A 13,156-nucleotide genomic window follows, 5' to 3' on the forward strand; every position below is an offset into this window, starting at 1 on the left:
GAAAAGTGAATGCAGTTGACCTCGGTGCCATAGTGAGCGGCATCGGTTACAATTCGTGCCATGACCGAGCCCGACACTGTGCCCACCACATCCGACGCTTCTGCGCCAGACTCTGATATCCACTGGATGCAGCTAGCCCTGGAGCTAGCTGACCATGCCGCTGAAATCGGCGAGGTGCCGGTTGGCGCAGTGGTGGTTAAGGACGGTCACGTTATCGGCCGCGGCTACAACCAGCCCATCTCCAGTACCGACCCCACCGGCCATGCCGAAATTGTCGCACTGCGTCAGGCCTCTCAGCAGCAGAGCAACTATCGTCTTCCCGGCGCCACCCTCTACGTGACTGTGGAACCCTGTGCCATGTGTGCTGGGGCGATTGTTCACGCCAGAGTGGAGCGGGTGGTGTTCGGCACCGCGGAGCCCAAGGCGGGCGCGGTGTGCAGCCATTTACAGCTGTTTGACCAAGCTCAGCTAAACCACCGGGTGACGTGGCAGGGGGGCGTGATGGCGGCTGAGGCCAAAGCTAAGATACAGTCTTTTTTTGCCCGCCGCCGAGAAGAGAAAAAGCGACTTAAGCAAGCTGATTAGCTAATTTGTGCGGCGAAATTCTGCGGATGGACCGTTAGCGACTTCGCGCGAGCAAATACAGGGCAACTTCGCCGTTACTCCAGTTCTGCACCATTTGCAGCCCGGCTTGCTGCGTCAGCCGCCGGAAACTGTCATCACTGTACTTGTGGGAGTTTTCGGTATGGATAAACGTGCCGTCGGCAAACTCAAAGGTGTGGCCGCTGACGGTCACCCTCTGATCCCCTTTCGCCACCAGATGCATCTCTATCCGGTCGAGTGATTCATTGTAGATCGCTCTGTGAACAAAGCCGCTGAGGTCAAAGTTGGCGTCCAACTCCCGGTTAATGCGTTTTAGGATGTTTTTGTTGAATTCCGCAGTAATGCCTTTCTCGTCGTCATAGGCATTGGTCAGGCGCTGCCGGTCCTTGATTTGATCGGCACCCACCAGAATGTGACCGTCTTCACCCGCTAACGTTGAGAGATTGCCCAGCACCTCCACCGCTTCAGGAGCGGAGAAATTGCCGATGGTAGAACCGGGAAAAAAGATCAGTGTGTTGTCTGTTTCCGGCAGTGCGCTGCGGATGTCCTGAGGGTCAGCGGTGAAATCGCCCTCCAGCGGATGAATATCCAGGCCGGGAAAGTGTTTGTGCAGGCTCTGTGTGGCTTCTTCCAGAGCTGAGGCCGATATCTCCAGCGGCACAAATGCTCGTGGCGATGGCATGGCGTCCAGCAAAATCGCGGCTTTGACGCCGGCCCCGGCGCCGGGCTCGATAACCGTTGTCGAGGGTTCAATATGCTGGGCAATCTGGCGACTGCACTGCTGGAGCAGGTCGATTTCCGAGCGGGTCACATAGTACTCGTCCAAGCGACAGATTTCCTCAAACAGCTGTGAGCCCGCGCGGTCATAAAAATATTTGCAGGGCAGAGTGGGGGGCGATTGATGCAGGCCATGCAGAACATCCTGTAAGAATTCTGACTGATCGGAACTCGCTTTAAGGGATTGACGTGCGAGTGCAGGCATTAGGCGTCCTCCGCCAATCGCAGCCCTGAAAACTGCCATTGCTGATGGGGATAAAAGAAGTTTCGATAGCTGGTTCTGACGTGGTTTGTGGGGCTAACGCAGGAACCGCCCCGCAATACAAACTGCCCTGACATAAACTTGCCGTTATATTCCCCAGCATCACCGGCAAAGGGCTTGAAGCCGGGGTAAGGTAAGTAGGCGCTGGCTGTCCATTCCCACACATCGCCAAACAATTGGCTGAGTGCTTCATCGTCGGCAGCCTGGGTTTGCAGTTCACCGGCGCTTACATCGTTTACCCGGCCCCGCCAGTGGCCCGCAGCCACTTCCCACTCCTGCTCGGTGGGCAGGCGCTTGCCTTTCCAGGCGGCAAAGGCGCTGGCTTCGTAGTAATTGATGTGACAAGCGGTACTGGATAGGGGGAGTGGCTGTAATCCCGTCAGTTGATAGAGGTGCCAGCCGTTTTCCATCTGCCGCCAGTACAGCGGCGCCGTTGCCTGGCTCTCGTTGACCCAGGCCCAGCCGTCCGATAGCCAGAATTCGCTGCGCTGATAGCCGCCGTCCTCAATAAACGCCAGGTACTCGCCGTTGCTGACTGGGCGGTTGGCCAGCTTAAAGGCATTTAAGTAGACCTTGTGTCGGGGGCGCTCGTTGTCGAAACTGAATCCCTTGCCGTCATGACCCACTTCATACAGGCCTTCGGGAAATGTCGACCAGGTCAGCGGCGGTAGTGATTTGCTGGTTTGGCTATTTGCGTGTGCGGAATAGGCAGGAAGCAAGGGGTTTTGGTAGAGCGCATGCTTGATATCGGTGAGCAAGAGCTCCTGGTGTTGCTTTTCGTGCTGTATGCCCAGTGTAGTAAGTTCAGTGATAGCCGCGTCTGTGTGCTGTGTAAGTAGTTGCTCCATGGCCAGGTCGACGTGGTGCCGGTAGGCTAGCACCTCTTCGAGGGATGGGCGCGACAGCAAGCCGCGATGGGGCCGGGAGAACTGGCTGCCGATGGCGTTGTAGTAGGAGTTAAAAAGGTGTCCGAAGCGATCGTCGAAAACCCGGTATGTAGGGTCAAAGCGTCGCAGCAAGAAGGTTTCAAAAAACCAGCTGACATGGGCCAAATGCCACTTGGCTGGGCTGGCGTCAGGCATGGATTGCAACTGGCAGTCTGCTTCCGAGAGCGGAGCAACCAGCTGTTCGCTCAACTGCCGACACGACCGGTATTGGTCGATAAGGGCATGGTTGGCGTGAGATTCATTGAGCGATTTGCGTTGTTGCTGCGCCATGCTCTTCTCCCCCTTTTTGGCTGCCACAAATATGGCTTATCACACACGGATTGTCACAAACATGGATTGCCATACATTGTTATTAGCGCTTTGGCCTGAATTACTTATTATCCGCTTTCATCAGACCAGTATTTCCGGGTTTTCTGACCGCTGTATGACAGGTCTACGTCGTTATCGCGTTGATTAGACTTTGCCACCGCCCGCGCAATAGTGTCGAGGCCCGCCCCGTCACTTGTACCGTCTGCTTACCGTCCCAGCTTACATCGACTGTACCGCCTCTTGACGAGGCTTGGTAGCAGCGCAGGTGTTGGCGATGTAGCCGAGGCTGCCACCAGGGCGCCAGCATACAGTGCGCGGATCCGGTTACTGGGTCTTCGTTGAAGCCGGCGTGGAGTGGAAAGAAGCGGGATACGATGTCGAACCCGTCCCGCTTGCCCGGCGCCGTCAGCAACAGGCAATCCCGGGTGGCGGCGAGAATGGCCGCAAAGTCAGGGGAGAAGTGCTCTACTGCTTCAGCCTCCGAAAGTTGGATCAGCAGGGTGCCGGGGACGGTAATGCTGCGTCCCACCGCCGCTATACCGGCTGGCAGCAAATTCTGTAGCACCGGGTCGATATCGCCTGGCTCGGCGTGATTGGCTGGGAAGTCCAAGCTGATACTGGCGGCGCCGGAATCGGCCTGGCGTAGCTGGCAGCGCAGAGAAAAGTGCTGTGGTCCGGCGTCAAAGCGGATCGTTTGACCCTGAGCCAACCCGAGCTGCCAAAGCATATGGGCACAAGCCAGCGTGCCGTGGCCACACAACACAATTTCGCTGCTGGGGGTAAACCACTTGAGGCGCCATGGCAAATCATCGCCTGCGGCCCTTGGCCACACAAAGCAAGTTGCAGAGAGGTTGATCTCTGCGGCGACAGCCTGCATCCAGGCGTCGCTGGCGCTGTCTGCCAGTAGCAAAACCGCCGCGGGGTTGCCGGTAAAGGGGCCGTGACTGAAGGCGTCGACAATAAAGTAGTCCGGGGTCACGTCCGCATTCCCCCTACAAGCCGTTCAGGCTCCGGTTAATCTCCGAGGGCAGGTAATCGGAGACGATTTTCGGCGGCGGGACCCGATAGCGATTCAGCTCGTCGAAGGTGAGTATCGAGTAGTAGTTGCGGATATTGCGCACATAGCGCACCGGTTCGTCGCCCCGGGCATAGCCGTATTTGGTGGTTTCATACCACTTGCGTTGGCGCAGCAGCGGCAGGTGCTTCTTGACATCCCGCCACAGGTTCGGATTACCACCTTGTTTTTCGGTGAGTATCCGGGCGTCCTCCAGGTGCCCCAGCCCGATGTTATAAGCCGCCAGAGCAAACCAGTTGCGATCCGGTTGCTCAATGCTGCTGGGCAGTCTGGCTAGCAACTTTTTGTAGTACCGGGCGCCGCCGCGTAGGCTCTGCAGGGCGTCGAGGCGATTGGTCACACCGAGCTCTTTTGCGGTGATGCCGGTCAGCATCATCATGCCCAGCACTCCGGTGGGGGATTTGGCCTTGGGATTCCAGTGGGATTCCTGGTAGCTCATGGCCGCCAGCAGCCGCCAATCCATATCGTATTCTATGGCCACTTGTTCTATCAGCCCTTTGTACTGGGGCAGGCGTTCAGACTTCATCTTCATAAAGGTGTGGTTGCTGATGAAAGTCTGCTGTTCACTGAGTGTAAAGAAGCGATCAACCAACCGTGCCAAGCGGCCACTGGCTTTGATCTCGGTAAAGAATACCGACATTTCTTCCAGCAACGCGGCATTGTCCTCCCCCGGGCGCAGCGCCCAGGCCAGTGGACTATCCTCTCCGGCGTTCAAAGCGATGCGGATGGTGGGGTAAAAGGCGCGATTGGCGTGAAACACATTGGAGTGGACGATGGTGGCATCAATGTCGCCATTGCGCAGTTGCTCCAGCAGGTCGATGGCTTCCAAGTCCCGGCTTTCGGTCCAGCTGAGTTGCGGATGGATTTGCTGCAGTTGCTCTAATATTTCCACATGAGAACTATCGGCAATGACCCGGATGCGCTTGTCGACCAGGGCTTTGACGGTGCTGAGGCCGGGAGTTTGGTCGCGGTTGTAGATGATAAACTGTTCCACCGTCATGTAGGTCGGGCCAAAGGCCAAGCGGGCTTTACGCCCTTCGGTGACACTCAAGCCGGCGGCGGCGAAATCGGCGTGGTTGTTTTCCAGTGCGGTGAAGATATCGTCCAGGCCCACCATGGTGACCATTTCCAGCTCCACACCCAGGTGCTTGGCAAAGGCCTTGGCCAAATGGTACTCAAAGCCAGTGGGTTGGCCCTGATTTTCGTAGTAGGTGGTGGCGCCGTTGCGGGTCACCACCCGCAGCACACCCTCATCTCGAATCCGAGTCAGACTGTCGGGTGGTTCGCTGCAGTGAGCGAACAACAGGCTTGTGAGCACGGCAGCGAGCACGCGGCGCAAGCCGCGCCAGTAGTGGGCGTGATGCCGGTTTTTGGGGTCTGAATTAGGGTTCGTCACGGCCCGTTGTGATCTCTGCATAGGGCTTCATTCTATCGGCGGCTCGGAAATCACGCCAACAATAAAAATCCGACCGCAAATCCGCTACAATGCCCGGCTTTACTCCAGGTCCAACGAGGTCACTGCCCCGCATGCGCATCATGCCCGGCGCCCCGGCGCTTTCCCAATTCCGTCTCGACAAGCTGCTTTCCCTGCTGCAGGCCTCGTTGCCTACCCTAAAGGGGCTGTCCGCTCAGTATCTTCACTTGGTGGAGGACGAGGGCCTTAGCGATGGCGATGTCCAGGTTTTAGAGCAGCTACTGCGCTATGGTCCCAGCCAAGAACTCGCCGCCGTCGAAGGCCTTGAGCTGCTGGTGGTGCCCCGCCTGGGCACGATCTCACCCTGGTCCAGCAAGGCCACAGATATCGCCCGCAACAGTGGGTTAAGTGGCGTCAAGCGCATTGAGCGCGGCGTGCTGTACCGCTTTGATATAGCCGAGGCGGACGCCTCTGTACTGGCAACCCTTAAAGCGGCGGTTCACGACCGCATGGTGGAGACCGTGCTGGAAAGCGTGGATGAAGCCGAGGCGTTGTTTAGCCATCATCAACCCCAGCCCATGACCTCCGTGGATGTGTTGGGTGGTGGCCGTGAAGCCCTGGCCGAGGCCAATAGCGCCTTGGGCCTGGCTCTGGCCGACGACGAAATTGACTATCTGGTGGACAGTTTTAAGCAGATGGGGCGCAACCCCAACGACGTCGAGTTGATGATGTTTGCCCAGGCCAACTCGGAGCACTGCCGGCACAAAATCTTCAATGCCAGTTGGACCATCGATGGTCAGGACATGGAACACTCCCTGTTCGGCATGATTAAGAACACTTACAAGCTGGCCGCCGACGACAGCGTACTCAGTGCCTACTCGGACAATGCCGCGGTGGTGGCCGGGCCCGAGGCGGAGCGCTTTTACCCCGATCCGGACAGCGCGGAATACAGCCTGCATCGGGAAAACATCAACATTCTTATGAAGGTGGAAACCCACAACCACCCCACCGCGATTGCGCCGTTTCCGGGCGCCGGCACAGGCGCCGGTGGCGAGATTCGCGACGAGGGCGCCGTGGGGCGGGGCTCAAAGCCCAAGGCGGGCCTCACTGGATTCAGTGTGTCCAATCTGCAGATCCCCGGCTTTCCTCAGCCCTGGGAGCAAGCCTACGGCAAACCCGATCGCATCGTGTCGGCGCTGGACATTATGCTGGAGGGGCCCATCGGTGGCGCCGCCTTTAACAATGAATTTGGTCGCCCCAATCTGTGCGGCTACTTCCGCAGCTATGAGCAGCAGGCGGACACTGGCGCGGGGGCCGAGCAGCGGGGCTACCACAAGCCCATCATGATTGCCGGCGGCTACGGCAATATAAAAGATGAGCACGTACAGAAAACGCCCTTTACTCCCGGCCACAAGCTGGTGGTGCTGGGTGGTCCTGCGATGCTGATCGGTTTGGGCGGCGGCGCGGCATCGTCAATGAGTTCTGGCCAGTCCAGTGCCGATCTCGACTTTGCCTCAGTGCAGCGGCAAAACCCGGAAATTCAGCGGCGCTCTCAGGAGGTCATCGATCGCTGCTGGGCGATGGGTGAGGACAACCCCATCGCCTTTATCCACGATGTGGGCGCCGGCGGCCTGTCTAACGCCTTTCCCGAACTGGTTAAAGACGGCGGCTGTGGCGGCGACTTCGAACTGCGCAATGTTCCCAATGACGAACCGGGAATGTCGCCTCTGGAAATCTGGTGTAACGAGTCCCAGGAACGCTATGTGATGGCGATAGCGCCGGAGAATCTGGCGCGATTTGCGGCAATTTGTGAGCGTGAGCGGGCGCCCTACGCGGTGGTGGGTGAGTCCACTGAGGCGCAAACCCTGCGAGTGGGCGATACCCATTTCGACAACAACCCCGTGGATCTGCCCATGCCGGTGTTGTTTGGCAAACCGCCCAAAATGCACCGCACCAGCGAGCACTTTGCCCAGCAGTCGACGGCACTGGACACCGCTGAGGTGACCGTGGCCGAGGCCCTGGACAGACTTCTGTGCCTGCCCACCATTGCCTCCAAACAATTCCTGATCACTATTGGCGACCGTTCGATCACCGGTACCGTGCACCGCGACCAGATGGTGGGCCCGTGGCAGGTGCCAGTGGCGGACTGTGCGGTGACCACCTCCGGTTATACCACCTTTGCTGGTGAGGCTATGTCCATGGGTGAGCGCACCCCTCTGGCGCTGCTGGACGCCGCAGCGTCGGCGAGAATGGCCGTGGCGGAAGCGATTACCAATATTGCCTGTGCCCAGAGCAGCCATGGCACGTTGTCAGATATCAAACTGTCCGCCAACTGGATGTGCGCGGCGGGTCATGGCGATGAAGATGCGCGCCTTTACGATGCGGTTAAGGCCGTGGGCCTGGAGTTCTGCCCGGCATTGGGCATCACCGTGCCGGTGGGTAAAGACAGTATGTCGATGCGCACCGCCTGGCAGGAAGGCGGCGAAGATAAGTCGGTGACTGCCCCCATGTCGCTGGTGATCTCGGCCTTTGCGCCGGTGGCGGATGTGCGCAATACCGTCACCCCGCAACTGAAGTTGGATGCCGGTGACACAGTTTTGCTGGCGGTGGATATCAGCCCCGGTCAGCAGCGCTTGGGCGGCAGCTGCCTGGCCCAGGTCTACAATCAGCTGGGCGCCTCGGTCGCCGATGTGGACGACCCCGCCCGCTTGCAGGGCTTCTACCTGGCGGTGCAAACCCTGTTGGCAGAGGGCGCACTACTGGCCTACCACGACCGCTCTGACGGTGGTCTGCTGGTGGCCTTGCTGGAAATGGCCTTTGCCGGTCACTGCGGGCTGGATGTCACGCTACCCGACGCAGATGATCCTCTGGCGGCGCTGTTTGCCGAGGAGGCCGGCGCGGTTATCCAGGTCAAATGCGACGATGTGGCTCGGGTGCAAGCGTGCTTTGCCGAGCAGGGCCTGGGCGCTGATGCTGTGTATATCATCGGTGAAGCCGCGACCGGCTCAGACATCACTGTCAGCGTCGGTGGTCAGCAGGTACTCGCTGCCGATCGTTTGGCGCTGCACAAGCGCTGGGCTGAGACCAGCTATCGCCTGCAGGCGCTGCGGGACAACCCCGACTGCGCACAGCAGGAGTTCGAAGGCTTGGTGGATGATGATCCCGGCCTTAGCGAGCGCCTCAGCTTTGATGCCGCCGACGACATTGCCGCGCCCTATATCAACCGTGGCAGTCGCCCCCGGGTGGCGATTCTGCGGGAGCAGGGTGTTAACGGTCAGATGGAAATGGCTGCGGCCTTTGATCGCGCCGGCTTCGCGGCGGTGGATGTGCATATGAGCGACATCCTCAGTGGCCGGGTCAGCCTGGCGGACTTCAAGGGGCTGGCGGCCTGCGGCGGTTTCTCCTACGGCGACGTATTGGGTGCCGGTGAGGGCTGGGCCAAGACCATTTTGTTCAACAGTCGCGCCCGTGACGACTTTGAAGGCTTCTTCCAGCGCAACGACAGTTTTGCTTTAGGGGTATGCAACGGTTGCCAGATGATGTCCAATCTTCACGCCCTGATTCCCGGCGCTGAACATTGGCCGCGTTTTGTGCGCAACCGCTCAGAACAGTTCGAAGCCCGGGCCTCAATGGTTGAAATTCCCGAGTCGCCCTCAATATTACTGGCTGGCATGGCGGGTTCGTCCCTGCCGGTGGCGGTGGCTCACGGCGAGGGGCGGGCGGAATTTGCCGATACCCAACAGATCCAGGCCCTCAGTCAGGCCGGCAGGGTCGCATTGCGCTATGTCGACAATACCCTGGCGGCAACAGAACGCTATCCCGCCAACCCTAATGGCTCGCCCCTCGGTATCACCGGGGTATGTAGCGCCGATGGTCGCGTTACGGTGATGATGCCGCACCCGGAGCGGGTATTCCGCAGCGTCTGCAACTCCTGGTTGCCGGATCAGCGCCGAGAGGATAGCGGTTGGATGCGGTTGTTCCGCAATGCCCGAGTCTGGGTGAACTGATCGAGCTCTACCAAAAAATCACAAATGAGAGTGCCGCCAGGGAGCGGCTATTGGTGCAAATACTATGTTGAACAAATATCCGCTGTGGAAGAATCTGCTGATTCTGGTGGTATTGGCGATGGGCTTGCTATACGCCGCCCCCAACCTTTACCGGCCAGACCCGGCGGTGCAGATTTCCGGCGAAAGCAGTGGTGCTCAGATCGATCAACGGTTGGTGAACAAGGCCTCTGCGGCCCTGGATGCCGCTGCCATTGAGCACTTTGGTGAGCACGCCGCTGAGGATGGCAGCAGCGGTCTGATACGGCTTTATGAGTCTGACGATCAGCTGCGGGCACAAAAGGTGATTCAGCGGGCCCTGGGGGACGGCTATATTGTGGCCCTGAATCTGGCCTCCAATACGCCGGACTGGCTGACCAAGATCGGCGCCCAGGGCATGAAGCTGGGGCTGGATTTGAGTGGCGGTGTGCACTTTCTGCTGGAGGTGGACACCGATACCGCCATTGCCAACCGGCTGGAAAACTACAGCTCCTCCATCAAAAAGAAATTGCGGGAAGAGCGGGTGCGGGGCCTGATCAGTCTTGATGATCAGGGCGTGATCAACGGTAAATTCCGCACCGAGGAAAATCGCGACAAAGCGTATTCGCTGATTCGCAAGGAATTTAGCGACCTCACGGTAGAGCGTGTCGATGCCGGGGAGGGTGATAGCGGTTTTTACCTGCGTGCATTGATCAACGAAACCAAGCGCAAGGAAATCGAGAATTACGCTGTGGGGCAAAACCTCACCACCCTGCGTAACCGGGTCAACGAGCTGGGGGTGTCGGAGCCGCTGGTGCAGCGCCAGGGCCGCAATCGCATCGTGGTGGAGTTGCCGGGGATTCAGGATACCGCCGAGGCCAAGCGCATACTGGGTAAAACCGCCAATCTGGAGTTTCGTCTGGAGGCGCGCTACGACGCGCCGGTGTCAGAGCGGGAGAGGTTTGAATTCCGTAACCCGGGGCCGGGGGAGCCCACCGCCTGGTTGGAGCGGGATGTGGTAATCACCGGGGAGCGGGTGGCCAACGCCCAGGCCAGTTTTGATGAAAACGGTCGTCCCCAGGTCAACATTACCCTGGACAGCGAAGGCGGCACCCTGATGCACCGGATGACGCGGCACAATGTGAATCGCCGGTTAGGGGTGCTGTTTATTGAGCGCAAAAGCCGTACCCGCTACGAAAAAGACGAAAACGGGGTCGAGCAGGTGGTGCGGGTTCCCTACGACGAGAAATCCATTATCAGTCTGGCCACCATCCGCGATGCGCTGGGCGTGCAGTTCCGTATTACCGGGCTGGACAGCCCCGCCGAGTCGTCAGAGCTGGCGCTACTGCTGCGGGCCGGCGCCTTGGCCGCACCCATCGACTTTGTGGAGGAGCGCACGGTAGGCCCCTCACTGGGGGCGGAAAACATCGAGCGCGGAATGAAGTCAGTGCAACTGGGCCTGGGCTTGGTGGCGCTGTTTATGGTGGTCTACTACCGCTTGTTTGGGGTGATTTCCGTGGTGGCTCTGGGCTTTAACCTAGTGCTGGTGGTGGGCTGTATGTCGATCCTGGGGGCCACGCTGACCCTGCCGGGTATTGCCGGCATCGTGCTCACCGTCGGTATGGCGGTGGATGCCAACGTACTGATTTTCTCGCGAATACGGGAAGAGCTTAAAGGCGGGGCGCCGCCTCAGCAGGCCATCGACTCCGGCTATGGTCGGGCCTTTGTCACCATCATCGATGCCAACCTCACCACCTTGCTAGTGGCGGTGATTCTCTACGCGGTGGGCACCGGGCCGGTGAAAGGCTTTGCAGTGACGCTGTCGCTGGGGATTATCACCTCGATGTTTACCGCCATTCTACTTACCCGCGCACTGGTGAACCTGATCTACGGCGGTCGCCGGGTCAGCAAGCTGGCGATATAAGGAGCGAATCATGACTGAGCAAACCCACATCGTTCGCTTTATGAGCTGGCGCAAGCTGGCGGCGGGCTTGTCGATATTAATGCTGTTAGGCGCTATCGCCTCGTTGACGTTCAAGCAACTCAACTTCGGCCTGGACTTCACCGGTGGTACGCTGATTGAGGTGCTTTACGAGGAGCCTGTGCCCCTTCCCGAGGTGCGGCAAACTCTGGCCAGTGAAGGTTTTGAAGACGCTATCGTGGTCTACTTTGGCTCCGATACCGACGTGCTGGTGCGTTTGCCCCAGGGGCTGAGTCCGTCGTTGGGCGATCAGGTGCTGTCGGCACTGCAAAGCAATGCTGAAGGTGACGTCGAGTTGCTGCGCATTGAATTTGTTGGCCCCCAGGTGGGGGAGGAATTGCGCGAGCAGGGCGGGCTGGCTGTGCTGCTGGCGCTGATGGTGGTGTTGATCTATGTCGCCATGCGCTTTCAGCTCAAATTCGCCATCGGCGCGGTGGCAGCTTTGGGCCACGACGTATTGATTACCTTAGGGGTGTTCGCCCTCACCGGCTGGGACTTCGATCTCACTGTGCTGGCGGCGATCCTGGCGGTTATCGGTTACTCCCTCAATGACTCCATCGTGGTCTCGGACCGAATTCGGGAGAACTTGCGCAAGCTGCGGGGTCACAATCCCCAGGAGGTCATTGATATCTCGCTGACCGAAACGCTGGGGCGTACCTTAATTACCTCGGGTACCACCATGCTGGTGCTGCTGGCCTTGGCCATTGTCGGCGGTGAAATGATCCACAGCTTTGCACTGGCCTTGTTGGTGGGGGTGGGTGTGGGTACCTACTCTTCGGTCTATGTGGTCGCCAACCTGCTGTTGACGATGAACATTCGCCAGGAAGATTTGATGCCCCCAGAAAAAGAAGGCGCGGAGCTGGACGAGCTGCCCTGAGCTAATACCTGAGTGTAAGTGGGCCAGGTCCCGGTCGGGACTCTGGCCCTGCAGCCTGATGCTCCGCTAGATATTGCCGAGGTGGGGTTTTACGGTCTGCAATAGACTCTTCAGGCATTTGGGGTTGCCGGCGACGATGTTGCCGGTCTCCAGGTAACTGCCACCGCCCTCAAAGTCGCTGATCAGGCCGCCGGCTTCCCGCACCAGCAACACACCTGCAGCGATATCCCATTGGCTCAGGCCGATTTCCCAGAAACCGTCCAGACGCCCCGCGGCCACATAGGCCAGGTCCAGTGCCGCCGACCCGGCGCGCCGCACCCCTGCCGTCTCACTGGCCACTGCCTCCAGGCTCTTCATATAAGCGGGGATGTGCTGCTCACTGCGTGACTTAAAGGGGATGCCAGTGCCGATCAGCGTGCCTTCCAGCGAGGTCGCCATGGTGACCCGGATGCGGCGACCGTTGAGCTGGGCGCCCCGTCCGCGGCTGGCCGTAAACTCTTCCCGGCGAATTGGGTCCAGTACCACCGCGTGTTCGATTTGCCCTTTGTACAGGCAGGCGATGGAAATGCAGTAGTGGGGAATGCCGCGAATAAAATTGGTGGTGCCATCGATGGGGTCGATGATCCACTGGTACTCGCTGTCAGGATTGCCGGACTGGCCGGATTCTTCGCCGAGAAAGCTGTGGTCGGGATAGGCTTTTTGCAGGTGGTAAAGGATTTCCTGTTCCGACTTGCGGTCGATCTCGGTGACAAAATTGTTCTCACCCTTGGTTTCCACTTGCACGCGGTCCAGCTGTTCGGCGGCGCGGGCAATCAGGTCGCCGGCGCGGCGGGCGGCGCGAAGGGCGATATTGAGCATCGGTTGCATAAATCTAAGACCTTGATAGTGC

At 59.2% G+C, this 13,156-nt stretch carries 9 protein-coding genes; 4 read left to right on the forward strand and 5 right to left on the reverse strand.

Translation table 11 applies throughout. The annotated features are described in order from the left end of the window. The first annotated feature begins 60 nt into the window (after nucleotides 1-60). Nucleotides 61-585 (forward strand): tRNA adenosine(34) deaminase TadA, encoded by a 525-nt coding sequence (tadA, locus tag I6N98_RS05320; RefSeq protein ID WP_198570760.1) that lies wholly within the window; start codon nucleotides 61-63, stop codon nucleotides 583-585. Between the two features lie 34 nt (nucleotides 586-619). Here tadA and egtD read toward each other — a convergent pair whose 3' ends face one another. The 4 genes from egtD to mltF all read right to left on the reverse strand — a co-directional run bounded on the left by egtD (nucleotide 620) and on the right by mltF (nucleotide 5,390). Then, nucleotides 620-1,585: an L-histidine N(alpha)-methyltransferase gene (gene egtD, locus I6N98_RS05325; protein WP_198570761.1), complete on the reverse strand. Its 966-nt coding sequence runs from the start codon at nucleotides 1,583-1,585 to the stop codon at nucleotides 620-622. Next, nucleotides 1,585-2,859: an ergothioneine biosynthesis protein EgtB gene (egtB, locus tag I6N98_RS05330; RefSeq protein ID WP_198570762.1), complete on the reverse strand. Its 1,275-nt coding sequence runs from the start codon at nucleotides 2,857-2,859 to the stop codon at nucleotides 1,585-1,587. The genes egtD and egtB overlap by 1 nt, the downstream gene beginning before the upstream one ends. 163 nt (nucleotides 2,860-3,022) lie before the next feature. Continuing rightward, entirely contained in the window at nucleotides 3,023-3,877 is an 855-nt protein-coding gene (locus tag I6N98_RS05335; protein ID WP_198570763.1) for a PhzF family phenazine biosynthesis protein, read from the reverse strand. A 13-nt stretch (nucleotides 3,878-3,890) separates the two neighbouring features. After that, nucleotides 3,891-5,390 (reverse strand): membrane-bound lytic murein transglycosylase MltF, encoded by a 1,500-nt coding sequence (gene mltF, locus I6N98_RS05340; RefSeq protein WP_198570764.1) that lies wholly within the window; start codon nucleotides 5,388-5,390, stop codon nucleotides 3,891-3,893. Nucleotides 5,391-5,500: 110 nt separating this feature from the next. Between mltF and purL the strand changes: the two genes are divergently transcribed. From purL to secF, 3 genes are all read left to right on the forward strand, one after another. After that, the gene (gene purL, locus I6N98_RS05345) at nucleotides 5,501-9,394 is read left to right on the forward strand and encodes a phosphoribosylformylglycinamidine synthase (protein WP_198570765.1); all 3,894 of its coding nucleotides are present in this window, start codon (nucleotides 5,501-5,503) and stop codon (nucleotides 9,392-9,394) included. A gap of 64 nt (nucleotides 9,395-9,458) precedes the next feature. Continuing rightward, a complete protein-coding gene (gene secD / locus I6N98_RS05350) occupies nucleotides 9,459-11,333 on the forward strand; it encodes a protein translocase subunit SecD (protein WP_198570766.1) in 1,875 nt (624 codons plus the stop codon). A gap of 10 nt (nucleotides 11,334-11,343) precedes the next feature. Further along, nucleotides 11,344-12,267: a protein translocase subunit SecF gene (gene secF / locus I6N98_RS05355; protein WP_198570767.1), complete on the forward strand. Its 924-nt coding sequence runs from the start codon at nucleotides 11,344-11,346 to the stop codon at nucleotides 12,265-12,267. A gap of 66 nt (nucleotides 12,268-12,333) precedes the next feature. Here the strand turns inward: secF and suhB are convergent, their stop codons facing one another. Then, nucleotides 12,334-13,134 (reverse strand): inositol-1-monophosphatase, encoded by an 801-nt coding sequence (gene suhB, locus I6N98_RS05360; RefSeq protein ID WP_198570768.1) that lies wholly within the window; start codon nucleotides 13,132-13,134, stop codon nucleotides 12,334-12,336. Nucleotides 13,135-13,156 lie beyond the last annotated feature (22 nt).

It is taken from the genome of Spongiibacter nanhainus (genome assembly GCF_016132545.1).
Lineage (GTDB): Bacteria > Pseudomonadota > Gammaproteobacteria > Pseudomonadales > Spongiibacteraceae > Spongiibacter > Spongiibacter nanhainus.